The following is an 18907-nucleotide window of genomic DNA, read 5'->3' as shown; positions in this document are numbered from 1 at the left end:
AAAATAATCTACATTTAAATCCAAATTGATTATAGCACGAACAGGCGCCGAAATATACTTTTTCTATTTATTTTCCATCATTTCACAAAATTTATTCCACTTTTTTAGATTGGAAGAATGCTGCATGTCAAATGTAGTCATCATTCGTAAAATTTGATAAAATAATGTAGTGTCTAGCATTTAGACAACTTTAAAGGAGCGTAAATTTCATGTTCTCAATTTTTAAACGCAACAATGAGCAAACAAGTGCTCGTCAATTAAAACGCTACTATAAAATAGTAGATCAGATTAATAGTCTTGAAGAAAACTATGTTAATAAGTCAGATGAAGAATTAAAAGAAATGACTTTTACTTTCAAGGATCGTTTAGAACAAGGTGAACCAATTACATCTATCATCCCGGACGCATTTGCTGTTGTACGCGAAGCCTCAAAACGTGTATTAGGTATGCGTCATTTTGATGTACAGCTTATCGGTGGTCTTGTTTTAACTGAAGGCAATATTGCAGAAATGCCTACGGGTGAAGGTAAAACGCTTGTCGCTTCTCTTCCTTCCTATGTACGCGCATTAGAAGGTAAAGGTGTTCACGTCATTACAGTGAATGACTATCTAGCTAAGCGTGACTACGAGCTTGTTGGTCAAATCCATCGTTTCCTAGGCTTAACAGTTGGTTTAAATATACCGATGATGGAGCCGGATGCAAAAAAAGAAGCCTATAACGCAGATATTACATATGGTGTAGGTACTGAGTTCGGATTTGACTACTTACGCGACAACATGGCTCATAGCTTAGCTGATAAAGTACAGCGTCCTTATCACTTCGCCATTATCGATGAAGTCGATAGTGTACTTATTGATGAGGCAAAAACACCTCTTATTATCGCTGGGAAAATGGCTGCGAATGATGAGCTACATCGCATTGCCTCTATGCTAGCTAAACGTTTTAAAGTAGAAGAAGATTACGATTTTGATGATGAAACGAAAGCTACTTCTTTAACAGATAAAGGCATTGAAAAGGTTGAGGCTGCCTTCAATGTTGATAATCTATATGATCTTGAACACCAAACACTTTACCATTACGTTATCCAAGCTGTTCGTGCACATGTCATGTTCAAGCGGGATGTTGATTACATCGTAAAAGATGACAAAATCGAACTTGTTGATATGTTCACAGGTCGCATTTTAGAAGGTCGTTCGCTATCTGATGGCTTACATCAAGCGATTGAAGCAAAAGAAGGCGTAACGATTACTGAAGAAAATAAAGCACAGGCACAGATTACAATTCAGAACTATTTCCGTATGTATCCGAAGCTTTCTGGGATGACGGGTACGGCGAAAACACAGGAAAAAGAAATTCGCGAAGTGTACGGTATGGAAGTTATTCAAATTCCAACAAACCGCCCACGTCAACGTGTCGATCAGCCTGATATTATCTTCAACAAACAAGAAGATAAATATAAGTATGTAGCAGTTGAAGCTAAACGTCGTCATGAAAAGGGACAACCTGTCTTAATTGGGACAACGTCAATACTGCAATCTGAAACAGTTGCTGAATCCTTAAAGAAAGAAGGCTTAACATTCCAATTACTGAATGCGAAAACAGTAGAACAAGAAGTTGAGCTTATTTCTCAAGCAGGCCAAAAAGGTCGTATTACGGTAGCTACCAATATGGCTGGCCGCGGTACAGATATCGTGTTAGGCGACGAAGTTCATGCACTTGGAGGACTATATGTCATCGGTACCGAAAAGCATGAAAGCCGCCGTGTAGATAATCAGCTACGTGGTCGTTCAGGTCGCCAAGGTGACATAGGTGAAAGTCGCTTCATTCTCTCTATTGAAGATGATATGTTCCGACGTTATGCAAAAGAAGAAGTTGAAAAATTCTCAGAAAAAATGGTTGTCGATGAAAAAGGCATTATCCAAAATAAAGAGGTGCAAGAACTTATTAACCGCACACAACGTATTGTTGAAGGCTCTCAATACGGTATGCGAGAATACAACCTAAAATTAGATGATGTTATTAACGACCAACGTACAGTTATTTATGGTCTTCGAGATAAGATTTTAACTGGTGAAGATTTAATGGGGGAGCTAAAAAAAATGCTAAGCGAAGCGGTTGATTTTGCAGTTCGCGAAGCCGCTCCAGATGAACTCCCTTCAGTGGAATGGGATTACGATCAAATGGAGAGCTCTCTCAATTCATTATTCATTACTCCTGTCACAATTGACCGTGAAGCGGGTAAAGTAAAACAAATTTTAGCTGATATTCAGCCTTCTGAACAAGAGTTGCTTGATCGCATGGAAAAGTTTTCTAACAATGAGGAAGTAATGGCAATAATTCCACAAGTAATGCTAAGTTACCTAGATAGTGGATGGGTGAAACATTTAGAAAACATGTCACATTTAAAAGAAGGAATCGGCTTGCGTCATTACCAACAAGAAGATCCGATGCGAATTTACCAACGTGAAGGACTTGAATTATTCGGAATGAATTTCCAAGAATTACGTCGTTCTATTATTATAGAAATTACAGGCTTCATGAAAATGATTGAAGCACAAATGGAGGTACAATAATGGGCTTATTCTCATTCTTTAAAAAATCAGATAAGGTTGTACAAGAAAACACAATTGACTCTAAAGACTTATTAGGAACTGCTACTACGGATAATAGCGATGATCACGATGTCGTGACTAAGCTTTCATTCCATCCAGATTGGGATGTTCCACAGGAGCAAAAGTATATTTTTAATTTCCTTGCTAATGAGCTAGAACCATTAAAGCCAAATCAATTATCACTTTCTTCTATTAGTATTGAAGAAGATATGCGTTCTAAAAAATGGCAAGTGCGTGCGTTTTTCCGCTCATCACTACCTCAAGCCATTGAGCTAGGTGAAATTGAGCTGTTCATTATGGATAAAAACGACGAGCTTGTAGCATCTAAAAAATTCGACTTTGCAGCACTTGGTACAATTCCAGCAGAAAGTGCTCGTCCATGGGTATTTGAATTTGAAAAATCAGCAATAAAAGTCGATGAAGTACCGGAAGATGGTTGGAAAATCGCATTCAACCTTGTTTCCCTTCGTGGTCACCAATTAGAATTAGACCCATCATGGGAAAAGCAACTTCCTGCAGCACAAAAAGAGGAGCTTGCGAAAATCGTAAAAACTTTACCTGAGCTAGGTGAAACAGAAGTAAACTTCACTGGCCTACAAGCGAAACTTGCTGATAACGGTAATTTAAATGTGTCTATCTTCATTCGTAACGGACATAATAAAGCGATTAATCTAGAACAATTACCATTAGAAATTATTGATGCAACAGGCAAACAAATTGCTAAAGGTTCATTTAATATGGATCCAATATTAACTGTACAACCAAACTCAACAAAGCCATGGACATTTATCTTCCCTGCAGAGCTTGTTGATGCAAAAGACGCCGACCTATCTCGTTGGACAGCACGCGTAACACAATAAACTATCGAAATCCCTTCTTTTTTTAAAAAAAGAAGGGATTTTTTTGATCTGCCTTGTGCAGGTATTTTTGCTTCGTGTGAACGTTCGCTCGTTTCGCGGGTATTTGTCTCTCTTCCGCGGGGATCCGCTTCCCTCCTGGATATTCGCTTTTCTTCCGCGGATATTCCTTCCCTTCAGCGGGTATTCGTCTTCCTCACGCGGGGATTCACTTTCCTTCCGCGAGTAACTCTTTTTCGCGCAAGGATTCACCTTCCTTCCGCGCATAAAAAAAGCGATTTCTGCTGAATATGCAAAAAATCGCTTTTACTTTATTTTATTGCGTCGAAACGTTTATAAGCTACTAATCTTGTAGACCAGTAAGAATATGTAACGTCTGAAACTTCAACACCGTCTGTCCCTGCATGGATAAATTTATTGTTCCCTATAAAAATCCCCATATGAGATATACCCTGTTTATACGTATTTTCGAAGAATACTAAATCGCCTGCTACCGGATTATTAACTTGTGTTGAATTACCGAAATAACCTTCGCTACTGAGTCTGCCAATTTTTAAACCACCTTGATTAAAGGCATAGTAAATAAGGCCACTGCAATCTAGACCCTCAGGTGTGTTGCCTCCGTAGAGATATGGTGTTCCTACTAATGAATTAGCTACTTCTACTGTTTTCTTATTAATAGCTTGTCCATTTGCAGTAGGATCTTTTGATGTTCCTGCACCTGAAGATTCGTTATTATGTACTGTTTCATTCCCGGGTACTGAAGGTACTGAAGCTCCCGCAGATAATTTTAACACTTGTCCAATGTAGATCGTGTCTGTCGCAAGTCCATTCCAGTCTTTGATATCCTTTACTGAGATATTATATTGCTTAGCGATTTTGGATAAGGAATCGCCTTTAACTACTGTATGGGAAGTAGCTGTAGGTTTTGATGGAGTTGATGTTGATGGATTTGAAGGTTTTACCGTTTCGTTAGTCGTTTGTTTTGAAACTGCAAGCTTTTGTGCGACATAAATCATATCATTCTTTAAATTGTTCCAAGTTTTTATGTCTTGTACTGTTACTTTATGGTTTGAAGCGATTTTAGATAAAGTATCTCCTTTTTGTACGGTATAAGTAGCTGCTTCTGCACTTTGAAATGCTAAAAAAGAAGTAGCAATAGTAGTTAAAGCAAGGATTCTTAATTTTTTTGTTTTTTTCATACCAATTTGCCTCCATTCGTGCTAAAATATTTCCTTGTGTGTCTATCATACTAGATATTTTAGTAATCAGAAATCGGAAAAACTGACTATTTTTCAAACAATTTATGAATCTTAATGAATCCGACATATTCTGACAAATAATAAGAGATTATTGATTGCAAGAATAGTATTCGTATGATAATATACACTTCTGTATTTAAAATTTTTAGAAAGTTTAATCTTTTTAATTTTAAAGGAGTTTTAATTTTTATGAGAAACATTTTGCTTTTCTTCAAAGAGAATTTAGCAGTAGGTTTACTATTATTTGCCTTGTTTTTAGGCGCCGGAAATATTATCTTCCCCCCATTATTAGGTCAACAAGCTGGTGAACATATAACGTCAGCAATGATTGGTTTCTTAATAACAGGTGTTGGGTTACCTCTATTAGCCATCGTTGCGATAGCGAAGGCGGGTGGCGATCTACAAATACTAGCAAACCGTGTTGGCCCTACCTTTGGTATTATTTTTACCTCAATTGTTTATTTAGCGATTGGACCATTTTTTGCAGTGCCGCGTACGGGTTCAGTTTCCTATGAAATCGGGATTGTCCCATTTCTTCCAGAGGGAGCAGCAGATCATTGGGCACCACTTTTGATTACTTCTGTTATATTTTTCGCCTTAATACTAGTCTTAGCAATTAACCCTTCAAAGCTTGTTGATCGCGTTGGGAAAATTTTAACGCCTGTTCTATTAGGTGTTATTCTATTACTAGCTATTAAAAGCTTTATTTCCCCAATGGGTGAACCAGGGACAGCTATGGGAAAATACACTTCGTCACCATTGACTGAAGGCTTTGTTCAAGGCTATTTAACAATGGATGTACTTAGTGCATTAGTATTCGGAATCGTTATTTTGCAAGCATTACGCGACATGGGTATGTCAGATACTAAGAAGCAAGTCAAAACGACAATTTTCGCTGGTATTGTTGCCGCAATTGGCTTATCGTTTGTCTATATCGCACTTGGACAAATTGGAAACACTAGTATTAATGCAATAGGCACTTTTGATAATGGTGGTACTATTATAGCGAAGTCAGCTGAAGTTCTTTTTGGTAAACTCGGGACTATTATATTATCTGCCACAATATTACTAGCGTGTATATCTACTGCTGTAGGTTTATTGACTGCCAATGCTCAGTTTTTCCACAAACTATTTCCTAGTGTTTCGTATAAAACGTTTTTAATAATTTTCACAATATTCAGTGCGGCAATTACAAACGTTGGTCTAGAAACAATTATTAGTGCATCACTACCTGTATTATTAATCATCTATCCGCTAGCGATGGTGTTAATGGTTCTGTCACTTTTCGATAACTTCTTTAAAGGTGGAAAAATCGTTTACATTTTAGCATTAATTCCTACATTCCTCGTTAGTCTGAATGATGGTTTTAAGGAAATGAAGATTACTATTACACCTTATGTGAACATTTTGAAAACTTTACCATTATATGAACAAAGTCTGGCATGGCTTGTACCTGCAATAATCGGTGCGCTTATCGGCTTTGTTATTCATAAGCTAACAAAAAAATAAAATATCTTCATCTATAAGATAACTAGAATCTGCTTGCTTTTTTGCGAATAAGACTTTAGACAACCACTGTCTATGAATCTTGCATCCTTACTTTTTCGCAAAGAGCTAGCAGATTCTTTTTTGTAGGAAATCCCGTACGTTGCGCGAAGAGAGAAAAATGTCACCTACAACTTTGGTGATAAGCCCTATTACAGTTATATGGAAAATCATGTATACTATATATTAGAAAAGAGGTGTCCTATGAAAAGAGTATTGTGGTCATTTGTATTCGTTCTCGGCTTTTTCATCTTTCCATTAACAAACGCTTCTGCTGCAAGCAGTGAACAACAGCTTGTAAAGGAAATTAAGGAAATTCTTACGGAAAATTATGTGGGAACCATCCATGGAAATTTGCAAAAAGCTAAAACAATTCCTGAAATCATTGATATGTTAGACCCTTATTCTACATATTTTACGAAAAAGGAATTTGAGGAATTTATAAATAGCATCGATCTTTCAACAATTGGGATTGGTGTAATCATTGAAGAACATGAAGATGGCATTCATATTTTACAAGTGTTTGAGGATAGCGGTGCATCTAATGCGGGTGTAGTTGCTGGAGACATTATTATCGCCATTAACGGACAATCTGTAGTAGGAAGCTCTACCCAAGAAGTCTCGTCCTTACTAATTGGTGATGAGAATACTAAAATTGAAGTGAAACTCCAGCATGCAGATGGTAAAACTTCAACTACAACCATTACACGAAAAAAATTCACATTACCGAATGTGGAATCTGCGTTACTATTTGGGGATGTTGGCTATATTGCTATGTCATCCTTCTCAGAAGACGGTGCAAAGCTTGTCAAGGATGCGCTTATTCAATTAAAACAGCGTGGTGCAACCTCTTTTATACTTGATTTACAAAACAATGGTGGCGGCTATGTATCAACAGCTGAGGAGATCGCAGGGCTTTTCCCGAATGCGAAAATTGCCTACTTACTGGAAGAAGCACACGCCTCTTATAAAATACGTGCAGTCAAACAAAACGAAAAATTCCCAGCTGATACACGTATTCTAGTAAACCGCTATAGTGCTAGCGCCTCTGAAATGTTATCAGCAACATTACAAGATCAGCAATCTGCTATTTTATACGGAGAAACTACGTATGGAAAAGGCTGTATGCAAGGCTTTTTTGAACTGCAGGATGGAAGCTATTTAAAGCTTACGATTGGTAATTTTACAGGTCCATTAGGGAAAACAATTAATGAGGTTGGGGTAAAGCCGAACGTCCAAACAAAGACTGCCCCTATTTTTCAGGCACATTATGATGCAATCAAAGCACAATATACAAATTATAAAGAGCTTGTAAGCTTAAAAAATGTATCAACTTCTAAAACATTTACTGTGAAGTTCTCACAAACTCTCTCTTCGCAAATTGCTGAAGGTAGTGTACAACTCGTCGCTTTAGGCGGTAACCAAGTACCCATTACTACAAAAGTTGATGGTAGTTCATTACTTGTTACCCCATCAAAACCGTTAAAAAGTGGGCAAGAGTATATGCTCCTTGTTCATCCATCTATTCAAAAAGAAACAGGCAATAAGCTTCAAAAAGGCGTTTATCTTCATATTACAGTTAAGAAGTAAAAAATCCCTCTCACCTTTTAAGTAGTGGTGAGAGGAATTTTTTTGATTTATAATTAACTTCTCTTAAAAAGTATACATGAACTAAGTCGCTCGGTAACTCACATGGCTGTTTTTTTTTCAAGTAAATTTGTTAGTATTAAACGCTCTAATGACCCTACAAAATTATCTACAATTGCACAATATGATTGTACTATATGGGTACAATCATAACGACTTATAAGTGAGTAAATTGCTGTGTAAGTCGAGATTTAACTACAAGCGACTGCTCAAATTCAAATAATCCAATTTTTATTAATTTTGGATTATCAATTATGTAAACGAATAACAAATCTATTTTTTGCTTTAGCTCTTCAACAAAGCCTTCTAATCCCTTTTCAACTTCTTCTGATTGTTTACTCATAATTTCATCAAACCCATGCTGAAATCGTTTATTCAAATCGGTGAAGAGCGAACCCTTACTTTCAAAATATAAATAAAAAGTTGGCTGTGTTACATTAGCGGCTTATACAATGTTTGTATCATGATATCCTTTTTCCGAAAATAACTCATATAACGACTTTTTTGCAGTCTTACAGCGACAGAAGCACTCTATTAGCCCTTCGCTAATAGAATAAAGGTCTATTTCCAAATCAACACACCTGAAACATAAATAAAAAAAGTGGGTATCCAGCGCTTTCTAAGATACCCACTTTTCCCAATTATTTTAAAAATTTCCGTTTTAGCTTATCACTAAATTCTTTTACTTCCTTCACACCAAATAATAAATATGAGCCAACAACCACTGCACTAAAGATAACAATGCCTAGAATGAAAGTTAGCCACTTGTACTCAAATACTAAATACTTACTTGAGAAGAACATTACAATCGTGATAATGATCATTGGAGGCATAGCTCTGAAAAATTGAAGCTCTTTACTAAATATACCCATCTTCAGATCATATTTAAAGCTTGCATATACAATAAGCATAATAAAGTTCAAAACGGAACTTATTAAAGTACCCCATGCAATTGAAACTACTCCAGTTGAACCTACAAGTAAAAAAATAGCTCCAATATTTACTCCAAATACATTTAATAAACTAAATATTACAGGCACCATAGAGTCACCTTTTGCGTAGTAAAAGCGTGTAATATATGTGTTTGCCGCAAGGAAATACATAGAAAGTACGAAGACAGCAAGTACTGGTGCTGTTATCGCTGTTGCTTTCGCATCGAACTTATTATATTCAAAGACAACTTGAATGAGATTAGTCGAGTAAAAATAAGAGTAAATTGTCACAGGTATAAGCAATAAAAATAAGTAATGTAATCCCTTTGAATACAAGCTTTTAATAGAAGCATGATCATTTCCAGCTTCCTTTTGACTTAATATTGGATAAATAACTGTCGTTACAGCAGTAATTAAAATAGCTTGTGGAAATTGCATCAACTTAGAAGCATAGTTAACAGATGAAACTGCTCCTTCTAATGACAATAGCCCTGCTACATAGCGTTGTAATAATGCATAAAGTTGAATCGTTGCACCGCCAAGCATAATAGGTACAACCATTATCCACAACTCTTTTGTAGAGACATTACGTTTAAAAGAAAACCCTACCTTATAGGAATCTAGTCTACGGTAACCGATTACTAAGAAATACACCATCAATACTGCGCTTACCATTGCACTAATACCATATCCCATTGGACCGATAATAGTTTCCGATAAGACAACTGCTATCACCAAGAAAATCGCATTGTAAAATAAAATGGCAAAGCTCGATAAATGAAATCTTTGATTTACATTTAGTAAACCACTATACCAAGAAGATAAAACAAGAAATATTGATGAAGGCATCATCCATAAATAAAGATTTCTCGTTAAAGCCATTTCTTCATCACTAACAACCTTACCCGTATTAAAGCTTTCTAAAATTGGATTAGCAAATGCCATACCTATTAATGTCATTACTATCGCTGACACAACAACAATTGTATACGATTGCTTTACGAATAGTCCTTTGTCGGTTGTTTCTCGGTTATAAATTGAAATAAAAACAGTCGTAAATGCTCCCCCAACTACTAAATATAAAAAGTTTGGAATCATATACGCAGTAAAAATACTGTCGGAAGTATGACCAGTACCATATTGGAATCCAATTATCATCTCACGTAAAAATCCGAAGAACCGGGCCACGACATTAATAATCGCAACTGCCCCAACTATTTTTATAAATTTATTCATAGGCCATCCCTACCTTCAATGGCCGACTTATAAATATCTATACAACGAGCTGTTATATTTTTTTCATCGTGAATGTTTAATACTTCGTTGACCGCTTCACGATTCATATAGTGTTCTTTTGGCGTGTTCACGGCACGTAGCATCTCCTCAGATAAAACCATAGCATTTTCGGGCTCCACTAAATGCCCTGCGCCTTCTCCAAGCAATGATACAAGTCCACCTACATTGGAAGCAATAACCGGTGTATCTGTCGCTAATGCCTCTAATGCCACTAATCCAAAACCTTCTAAATGGGATGGTAATACAAAGACATCACTTGCTTGGAACCACTTTACTAGTTCTTGTTGTTTTAGTGGATCTATAAATTTGACGTCTTCACTGATTAATGGTTGCAAGGATTGGAAAAATGCTTGATCCCTTCTAGAACCTACAATATTTAACTCTAAAGGTCGAGATACTTTTGTTTTTAGCATTTGGAAAGCCTGTAACAGCTCCTCAACGCCTTTTTGTTTTATAACATTTCCTACAAATAAAAATCTGAATGGCTCAGTAGCTAATTGCAGTTCTTTGCACACTGCTACTTGATTTCCTTTTGTGAAAACCTCACGATTCACACCCATGCTAACGACAGAGATTTTACCTTTTTCAATCCCAAAATCTTGTTCAATTTGTTGAGCTAAGACAGGACCTACTGCGATAACATGTTCACTTTCACGTAAAATACTTGCTGTCCAATTACGAATTCTTGTACTCTTTTTGGCCATGCGCTCAATATCGCCACCATGAGCTGTAACGATAAATGGTATACCAAACATTTTCTTTAATAGGAGCGACAGCATACCAGATGGAAACACATAATGTGCATGTGTGACATCAATAGACTTTCTGTTTTTTAAGCCTTTCATCAATGTCGATAAACCCCATTTTGTATATTTTATAATGGTGTTCTTCTTACCGGTTGCCGGATTAGTATTTACAGATATATCTACGTCTAGCCCTGCTTTTTCAAGAGCAGTGACTTGGTTTTTCACAAAAATACCGAATGATAAATGATCAGATGTTGGATACATATTACTAATGACGAGTATTTTTTTCATAGACGTGTCACTGCCTTTTTCATTAATTCCTGACCACGCATGGCCTCTTTATGAATATGGGTAGCAATTTGTTTCGTCTCCGCAATCGACTGGTCCCAATTACTACTTAGTTTGCCAACTAATGTGGATAGAGCCTTCACATCATCCTCTATATCCTGCATTTGTAAGCAACGATCTGATACGCCCACAAAGGACATAAAATCTTGTACTTTTGTATGATAGGATATCGCAATAATCGGAGTTTCTGAATTTGTTGCCAAAATAAGCGAGTGCAGACGTGTACCGATAATAATATCCTGATCCTCAGTTACATCAAGTAATCGCTCCGGCACCAAATTTTCATCAATAATTTTTGTATGTCCACGTTGTAGCATTTTTTTCTGAATATCCTTCGTCACAGTGACGTCTTGCGGGTATTTTGTGGCAAAGAATGTAATTTCGACATTATGTTCAGAAATTACATGATCTAGATTTTTCGCCATGCCTGTAACGTAAGCATCATATTTTTCAACATTGCCTTCTGGCCAATAGTTTGCATTATAGTACGGAACAGCTGATACACCTATTTTAATTGGTTTTTCGGCGTAATGTTGACGATCACCTTTTAATGTAAATGCAGGATCGCCAATAATATCTATTGGCTTTTTCACCCCAATACTTTGCAAAAGCTTTTTAGACTGGGGATCACGTACAGAGATATTTGCTGCATAACGACACATTGCGCGGATACTAATTTTCCCAGAAATTGTATCAAGTGGTCCAGCGCCACATCCGTAAATAATGTAGGGAACATTGCTTTGCTTTGCCATCATTGCATACGCTCCATACAGGTGAGCTTCACGTTTATAAAAATCCATTAAAATACCACCACCACCAATGATGAGGAGGTCAAATGTTGATACATATTGTTTATTGTTTTTATACGTATGGATAAACGTTTTAAATAAATTACTCTTCCTGTAATACAATGGATAGCTATGTACCCCATAACGTTCGGATGTTTGTTGTGTGTTATTACTAAAAACGGTAATGTCCTCACTAGTTACCGAAAATGTTTGTTTTACTTGTTGAAGAATGCCGTATAATATTGATTCATCACCATTATTATCATTGCCGTAATTCCCCACAATGCCTATTTTCATTAAAAAACATCCTTTTACTTTTTAATACTGAGATTATACCACAATTGCACATTTACGTTCTTTTAAAAATAGTAAATATAAGATGAGCTTCAAAAGTTGCTATAATATTGTGATATGTTTGCTCATCACCTAACGTAAGGTTTATTTCCGTTGCGGCTGAGCACTTTCCTAGGAGCGTCCGATTAGTCGCTAATCCACAAGGAGTTGCCTAGCCTACGCGCTAACTTATATGGTTATAAATAAATATCAATTAAATATCTATTTGCAAGATATACAAGCCTAGCTGCCCTATCTAAAACCTTTTTATTTAAAGAGAAAAATAGCAAACTAGCCTAAACTACTAGTTTGCTATTTTTTTAATGCTAATCCTTTCTTTAAGGACTACTATTATTGATGGATTGCTCTATAAAGGAATAATCCAAAATGAGCTCGACTAATCGCTTCATTTGGCTTAAAGGTGTTATCACCATAGCCAGTTGTAATTTTATTAGCAGCTAACTGTTGAACAAATGAATATGCCCAATGATCCTTCGATACATCTTTAAAGTTAATGCTGCTTGTTCCTTTTAGATCATAAGCTAATGCTACAACCTTCGCCATTTGTGCACGAGTTAAAGTGCCATTTGGATCAAAGGTATTATCGCCTTTACCACTCATAATGCCCGACTCAACTATAGCTGCGATTTGTTTAAAATAAACGTGATTCGCAGGGATATCCTTAAAGCCTGGGTTTTTTACATTTGATGTATTTAAACCTAATGCGCGACTAATAATAACTGCTGCATGTGCACGTGTAAGCTTGTCATTTGGTCTAAATGTTCCATCTGCTTGACCTGTAATAATATTATTCTTTGTTAAATACTCAATCTCTTTATAGTACACATAATTACTTGGAATATCTTTAAACAACGATGCTTTTGCTACAGTCACCGTAGCCTCTACATGTTTTGTTCCTAAAGTCGCTACTACTTTACCAGTAGCACCAGGATTTTTAGCTGTAAACTTACCGTCATTAGAAATGGTACCGATATTTCCCTCTACAGACCATTTTACTTGTGATGCATTATAAACTAGAGGTTTGCCACCGTCATCCTTTGCATCCAACGTAAATTTGACAGTTTCGCCGGCACCCAATGTTTTTGATTTTGGTTCAACGTTCATTGTTGCTGGAGCGTCTACTACTTTTACTTGGAATGATTCAACAGGCGTGCCATCATGGTTGATGAAAATACGATCATTACCGGCTTTCGCTGCAGTATAGTTTAAGCCGTTAACGTTTAAAGAATTATTCTCAGACGTTAGCGATAAACGACCTTCTAGTGGTAGTGTCGTATAATTTTCATCTAAAACATATTGTACTGCTATACTAGACGAAGCACCTGTTAAAAGAGTTGCATAGTTTGTACTATTTGTATGTTTAATAAATTTTCCTTTACCAGTTGGTGCTGTACTCACAGCTTGTAATGTTGCGGACACAAGACGTTGCGCATTGCCTGAATTAGATGGTAGGTTCGCTAATACGACATTATTACTACCGTAATTTCGAATACCCATCGTTGTTGAGCCACCACCATCTAAGTTAATTGCTCGCTCAACACCAAGAGACACTAAATAGTTAGCAAGTTGAACCATATTCATCCCTGCACTATGTTTTTGTTTTCCATCCACCGTAATAAAGTGTACTGTTTTTCCATTATTACTTGTCGCTACAATAGTACGTGATGTTACCTCTTTTGCACGATAGCTAGACGTGCTCATCATAATGTAAGGCTTATTATCTTTTACTAAATACGGACCACTTGCTAAGATAAACTTCGCATCCTGCCATTGCTTGTCAATCGAAAAGTTAACACTTAACTCATCTCCAAGTGCAATTTGACTTAGCTTTTTGTTCCAATCTCCACCTTGTAAAGATACGACAAAGCCAGTTGAAGGAATGGATATTTTTTCTTTCGATCCATATGGTGTAATTTGTGTAACCTTCCCTGTTAATGTTTGACCAAATTTATTTTCATTAATCGGAGCTCCTGTATCTACTACGATTTCGAAACCATATTCATTCGTATTTGTCGTTTTACTATAAAATTGTGGTGTGTAAACAATTCCTTCATATATATTACGTGCACGGTTCATTCCTGACATTTGATAGTTTGTACCTTTGTGAGAAAGTGATACATCAAAGTCAAAATAGTCAATGACACCACTGCCATCTGCTGAAACCCCGAAAGCTGTCGGAACATTCATATATTCGTCGGAGCCGTTTGAAACAGCACCACCGTTTAAAATAACATTATCTTTAGCTAGTAAAAATAATGGGAAACCTGCAGACATATCGAAGAAACTTGCATTTATAGCACCTACTACACGATTCCCCTCGCGTGAATGGCGGTTAGCATTTGCTACTGTCGATTCTCTACCATTGACATTTGCAGGCATACCTAATTGTACTTCTGTCTGCTCACCTACATTAATGGCAACATGATTAATAGAATTGGTATTGGTACTGCTGTATGTATATTGTTTATACTGCACATCTTTCGAAAGTTTATAATCCTTCTTAACTGTTTGTGCCGCATAAGCATTTAACGGACCAACAACCATTGACAATAATACAACTAAAACTAGTAAATTTTTCGTTATTTTTTTCATTTTTTTTGCGCTCCTAAGTAATATAGAGCCCTCAACTCTCCCTTCCATGTTTTACTTCTATAACATTAGCAAAAATATGACAAAATAGCCATGGAACATTTAATCTATTTTCCAGTTTTATATGAATTGTCAAGAAAACTATTTATATAGTCTCATTTTATGACTTTTCTAACATTTGACCCTTATCGCGACCCTATAACTTTGTTAAAATGATGAAGAAGTCTAGGAGGGTAAAATATGAAAAAACTATCAATCATTGCTTTGCTCATGACTGTAATCGGTATGCTTTTTTGGCAACCCCAACTGGCATCTGCTGATGAACTGACAGGGCATTCACATGAAAAAGGTCTGCGTTATTTAATTTCTAAAAATGCATTAGTAAAAGATGCAAATGGAAGTTATCGTCCAAATAACAATGTGACACGCGGAGAATTTGCATCTTATTTAGCTAAGTCCATGGATCTTAAAGCGACAAGCGACATTGTCTTTAAAGATGTCCCAGATACATATGTACATGCAAAAGAAATTAAGCTTGCTGCTTCAGCTGGGATTATTACAGGCTACGGAGATGGTTCATTTAAACCTAATGCTGCTATTTCAAGACAGCATATGGCTGTTATGCTGGAGAGAGCTATTGATTATTTAAACATTCCTAAAGGTACTTCTTCTATTACCTTTAAGGATAATGCATCTATTATTAAAGACTACCGTCAAGCAGTAGCTATAGGTGCCAAATTAGAAATCATTAAAGGTTCTAATGGTAACTTTATGCCTGAAAAAAATGCAACTATTGGACAAGCATCTTCGTTTATTCTACGTCTAATGGTACTTGCTGGTGATCCAGACGCTGTTAAAGCAAACGGCGATAATTCAAACAATGGTAATACTAGCGGTGGGAATTCTAACGGTGGTAATACTAGCGGCGGGAATTCTAACGGTGGCGATACAAATACCGGCAACTCTCAATATGCTATTAAGGAAATTTCAAATGGCTCATTAGTTGGTAATCAAGGATTTGCTACTTATGAAGCTGCTGAAAAGGCTATGACAAAAAATACACAGGTTATTGTCGAAGGCGATAAAATTTTAAAAATGGCTTCAGGCTACGTTGTTACAAATGATTATGTAGTACTAAAATCTGAAACAATTAATGACTCGCTTGGTGTGGCAGCTAATACAGAAATAGAATACATCAGTAGTGATGCAACACAAGTAAAAGTTCGATTAGCTGGTCAAGTCGGCTACTTAAAACACACTGATGTTACATTAATCCCATTTTCAATGAGCAAAGGCCGTTCTTACTATTCAAATGAAAATGGTGAGATTAAACATACGCTCTATGATTACAAAACAAATAAGTATTCTTCTAGCTACGTATACGGAAAAGCGGCTGCATTCATGAAGCCAGGCGAGAAATACTATAGCTGGAACGGTATTTATTTCACAAATGGCAATGGCTCCTCAAAAGGTGAGGCCTATAACTACTATCAATTTTTACCTGCTCGTGCCAAAACTCAATATACGGCACAAGAAATTGATGCATATATTATGAATAAGCTAGCAGAGGTTGAGAGTACAGGAGTTAGCAGTTATAAAGATGCTACAAAGAAAAGTAAGTTAATAGGTTTAGGGAAAACATTAAAAGATGTGGAAGCTAAATCCCAAATTAACGCAATGCTTGTTTTATCACTTGCTCAGCATGAGAGTGCTTATGGTATGAGTAATCAGGCACAAGACTTAAACAACTTATTTGGTTTGTACGTGACTGATACAAACCCACTAAACAAAAAGTTTGATAGTATAACTGACAATATCAATGAGCTTGTTGAAAAATTCCTACAGCCAAACTACATTACTCCAGGGGGCTCACCTGGTAGAAACTTTGCTAATGGTGCAGTAGTAGGTTCAAAAGCTCTTGGCTTTAACGTGAAATACGCTTCTGATCCATTCTGGGGTGCAAAAATTGCAGGACACTATTACCGTGCTGAAAAGGCGTTAGGCTTTAAAGATGCCAATAATCCGTACACAATCGGTCTAACAACAACAAACGGCTTAAACGTCCGTACAGGCGCAGCTACTAGCTTTAACCCACTATTCACATATGCACGAAGTGGTATGCCTGTTATCATTACAAACTCTGCTACAAACGGCTGGTATGAAGTCCTTTCTGATAAACTGCATACAGGGCAGGCTTTCGTTAGCAAAGACTATGTGCAAGTAATCAATACAGTAAAATAATAAAGAAGTCGTCCTATCGCGTTTGGACGACTTTTTTTATATTAATTAAAGCTAGGAAGGCTAGGAGATCGCTCTTCAGCAAAACAAGAGAACCTTTCCTGAGGGCGTCGTGGCGACGAATGTATTTTTGCTCGAAAGTGTAGCGGCAGGGCAAATGTTCTCTGTCCGAAAGCGTAGTGGCAGCAAACAATCGATGCGACGGATTGAAACATCAAACTGACGGATAAGAACACCTAATGAAAAAGAGATGCCTCCAATGAGACATCTCTTTTATTGTTAATATGAAAGCTTTTTCTTATCTGTTTTAATAATCGCTGACGCAATTATGACAAAGCCAAGCATTAAAATAAAGATTAAATCAAGTAAGCCTGTATGCATAGACACTGTAAATACGGTAATGACAAATGCATAAGCTACTGAATGGAAGCTACGGATACCGCCTTGCTTCACTTTATTATAAATTAATGAGATTAATACACCATATAACAAGAAGCCTATCGCTACAAGCAGATAACCGCCGTCTAAGAATAATTGACCAATAAATGTTGGTGTTGTTGTTCTGTTAGGACGTGTAATATATTTACCTTCAGATTCAGCTAGAGAGTTTACAACTTCTGTTACTCTCATACGTGGTGAAACTTGCTCACCTGGTAAAATTGTACTGAAGACACCTCCATGGATTTCCCCATTTAGGTAACCTTCCTCCTGCGTATATTCGATAATTTTACTTAAAACAATATGGCCTGTTACACTCTCACCATTTATTGAACGAATCCATTTTGGTGTTAAGTTAACTTGCTGCTCTACTGATAACAGCTTTTCCTTTTCTGTTTCAGTCAATTCTACATCTGGTTGTTCACGGCTATTAAATTCTTTCGTTGTATCCTCTGATACAACACGAAGGAAGCCAAACATTGAGAAGGCTACTCCGATCACAAACAGAGCTGTAAGGAACCATGTTAATTTCACTCGTTTTACAACGTAATGGAAAATGATAATACCAGTAAATAACATAATAATTAATGGTGTACGGTAACCCATTAATAGGAATAAGAACATTACTGCAGCATAAATGGAGCCGTAGATTAATGTTTTTTTCCATGTTATATTTTTTTCTAAAATCATTTTATATGATAATAATAGTAAAATGCCATACCATAATAATTGAGCAAAGAAGTTTAATTTTGGATCAAGGTTACGTCGATTAGATTCATCAGAAATTCCTAATCCACCACCTTTAATCATCATTAATACATATGCAACTAAACCAAGTAAAGTTAAAAATACGATAAAATGAACAACATATTTTCCCAAGAAGGATAAACCAAATGATGGGATTGTCCATTGTAACTTATCAATAATATACACACCAATGTAATAGCATATTACTGCTAAAAATACTGCTGGCCAAATTGATACTCGTAAATTAAATAATTCAAATCGGTGGAAATCAAAAAGACTTGTAAAGAAATAGAGCATTAATATAAAAGGTAAAAAGAAATACGGCGAAAACGTATCAATTTTGTTGATCTTTGCAAAAGTTTGTTTCAGTTTATTCATAAATGTCATACATCTCAGAAGATGTGATTGCCCTCCTCTATCGCGAATCATAATTGTTTATTCTTTTATTTACTAAGCAAAACAAGAGTTATTATATCATAAATACAGGTAGACATATAGAAAGGAATGA

Annotated in this window: 12 protein-coding genes; 5 read left to right on the top strand and 7 right to left on the bottom strand. The window is 36.3% G+C overall.

Annotated elements, in window-relative coordinates:
• Positions 1-209 precede the first annotated feature (209 nt).
• On the top strand, positions 210-2573 hold the full coding sequence (gene secA2 / locus AC3WSO_RS04180; RefSeq protein ID WP_492528966.1) for an accessory Sec system translocase SecA2: 2364 nt from the start codon (positions 210-212) through the stop codon (positions 2571-2573).
• On the top strand, positions 2573-3472 hold the full coding sequence (locus tag AC3WSO_RS04175) for an accessory Sec system S-layer assembly protein (protein ID WP_492528964.1): 900 nt from the start codon (positions 2573-2575) through the stop codon (positions 3470-3472). The genes secA2 and AC3WSO_RS04175 overlap by 1 nt, the downstream gene beginning before the upstream one ends.
• A 308-nt stretch (positions 3473-3780) precedes the next feature.
• Here the strand turns inward: AC3WSO_RS04175 and AC3WSO_RS04170 are convergent, their stop codons facing one another.
• Positions 3781-4671 (bottom strand): C40 family peptidase, encoded by an 891-nt coding sequence (locus AC3WSO_RS04170; protein WP_492528962.1) that lies wholly within the window; start codon positions 4669-4671, stop codon positions 3781-3783.
• A gap of 249 nt (positions 4672-4920) precedes the next feature.
• Between AC3WSO_RS04170 and brnQ the strand changes: the two genes are divergently transcribed.
• Positions 4921-6240, top strand: a complete 1320-nt coding sequence (gene brnQ / locus AC3WSO_RS04165) for a branched-chain amino acid transport system II carrier protein (protein WP_492528960.1) — start codon at positions 4921-4923, stop codon at positions 6238-6240.
• 240 nt (positions 6241-6480) lie between these two features.
• Positions 6481-7866, top strand: a complete 1386-nt coding sequence (locus tag AC3WSO_RS04160; protein ID WP_492528958.1) for a S41 family peptidase — start codon at positions 6481-6483, stop codon at positions 7864-7866.
• 214 nt (positions 7867-8080) lie between these two features.
• Here AC3WSO_RS04160 and AC3WSO_RS04155 read toward each other — a convergent pair whose 3' ends face one another.
• The 5 genes from AC3WSO_RS04155 to AC3WSO_RS04135 form a co-directional block, all read right to left on the bottom strand.
• Positions 8081-8302, bottom strand: a complete 222-nt coding sequence (locus AC3WSO_RS04155) for a hypothetical protein (RefSeq protein ID WP_492528956.1) — start codon at positions 8300-8302, stop codon at positions 8081-8083.
• Between the two features lie 262 nt (positions 8303-8564).
• A complete protein-coding gene (gene murJ, locus AC3WSO_RS04150) occupies positions 8565-10091 on the bottom strand; it encodes a murein biosynthesis integral membrane protein MurJ (protein WP_492528954.1) in 1527 nt (508 codons plus the stop codon).
• Positions 10088-11188, bottom strand: coding sequence for a glycosyltransferase (locus tag AC3WSO_RS04145; RefSeq protein ID WP_492528952.1), 1101 nt, complete (start codon positions 11186-11188; stop codon positions 10088-10090). The genes murJ and AC3WSO_RS04145 overlap by 4 nt, the downstream gene beginning before the upstream one ends.
• A complete protein-coding gene (locus AC3WSO_RS04140) occupies positions 11185-12330 on the bottom strand; it encodes a polysaccharide pyruvyl transferase family protein (RefSeq protein WP_492528950.1) in 1146 nt (381 codons plus the stop codon). Before AC3WSO_RS04140 ends, AC3WSO_RS04145 begins: the two co-directional genes overlap by 4 nt.
• A gap of 387 nt (positions 12331-12717) precedes the next feature.
• A complete protein-coding gene (locus tag AC3WSO_RS04135) occupies positions 12718-14979 on the bottom strand; it encodes an S-layer homology domain-containing protein (RefSeq protein WP_492528948.1) in 2262 nt (753 codons plus the stop codon).
• A 237-nt stretch (positions 14980-15216) separates the two neighbouring features.
• On the opposite strand from AC3WSO_RS04135, the gene AC3WSO_RS04130 reads away from it, so the two are divergent.
• Positions 15217-17217: an S-layer homology domain-containing protein gene (locus AC3WSO_RS04130; RefSeq protein ID WP_492528946.1), complete on the top strand. Its 2001-nt coding sequence runs from the start codon at positions 15217-15219 to the stop codon at positions 17215-17217.
• Positions 17218-17493: 276 nt separating this feature from the next.
• Here AC3WSO_RS04130 and AC3WSO_RS04125 read toward each other — a convergent pair whose 3' ends face one another.
• The gene (locus AC3WSO_RS04125) at positions 17494-18777 is read right to left on the bottom strand and encodes an oligosaccharide repeat unit polymerase (protein WP_492528944.1); all 1284 of its coding nucleotides are present in this window, start codon (positions 18775-18777) and stop codon (positions 17494-17496) included.
• Positions 18778-18907 lie beyond the last annotated feature (130 nt).

The sequence above is a fragment of the Lysinibacillus sp. EB106-09-02-XG168 genome, from assembly GCF_058791475.1.
Note: the sequence above shows the minus strand (reverse complement) of the source record. Positions and strands in the feature narration are given on the sequence as shown.

Bases quoted from the DNA above. Each gene is read 5' to 3' on its own strand.
- AC3WSO_RS04125 (WP_492528944.1), bottom strand. From the start codon at position 18,777: ATGAATAAACTGAAACAAACTTTTGCAAAGATCAACAAAATTGATACG.
- AC3WSO_RS04140 (WP_492528950.1), bottom strand. From the start codon at position 12,330: ATGAAAATAGGCATTGTGGGGAATTACGGCAATGATAATAATGGTGAT.
- AC3WSO_RS04175 (WP_492528964.1), top strand. From the start codon at position 2,573: ATGGGCTTATTCTCATTCTTTAAAAAATCAGATAAGGTTGTACAAGAA.
- AC3WSO_RS04130 (WP_492528946.1), top strand. From the start codon at position 15,217: ATGAAAAAACTATCAATCATTGCTTTGCTCATGACTGTAATCGGTATG.
- AC3WSO_RS04135 (WP_492528948.1), bottom strand. From the start codon at position 14,979: ATGAAAAAAATAACGAAAAATTTACTAGTTTTAGTTGTATTATTGTCA.
- murJ (WP_492528954.1), bottom strand. From the start codon at position 10,091: ATGAATAAATTTATAAAAATAGTTGGGGCAGTTGCGATTATTAATGTC.
- AC3WSO_RS04170 (WP_492528962.1), bottom strand. From the start codon at position 4,671: ATGAAAAAAACAAAAAAATTAAGAATCCTTGCTTTAACTACTATTGCT.
- AC3WSO_RS04145 (WP_492528952.1), bottom strand. From the start codon at position 11,188: ATGAAAAAAATACTCGTCATTAGTAATATGTATCCAACATCTGATCAT.
- brnQ (WP_492528960.1), top strand. From the start codon at position 4,921: ATGAGAAACATTTTGCTTTTCTTCAAAGAGAATTTAGCAGTAGGTTTA.
- AC3WSO_RS04160 (WP_492528958.1), top strand. From the start codon at position 6,481: ATGAAAAGAGTATTGTGGTCATTTGTATTCGTTCTCGGCTTTTTCATC.
- secA2 (WP_492528966.1), top strand. From the start codon at position 210: ATGTTCTCAATTTTTAAACGCAACAATGAGCAAACAAGTGCTCGTCAA.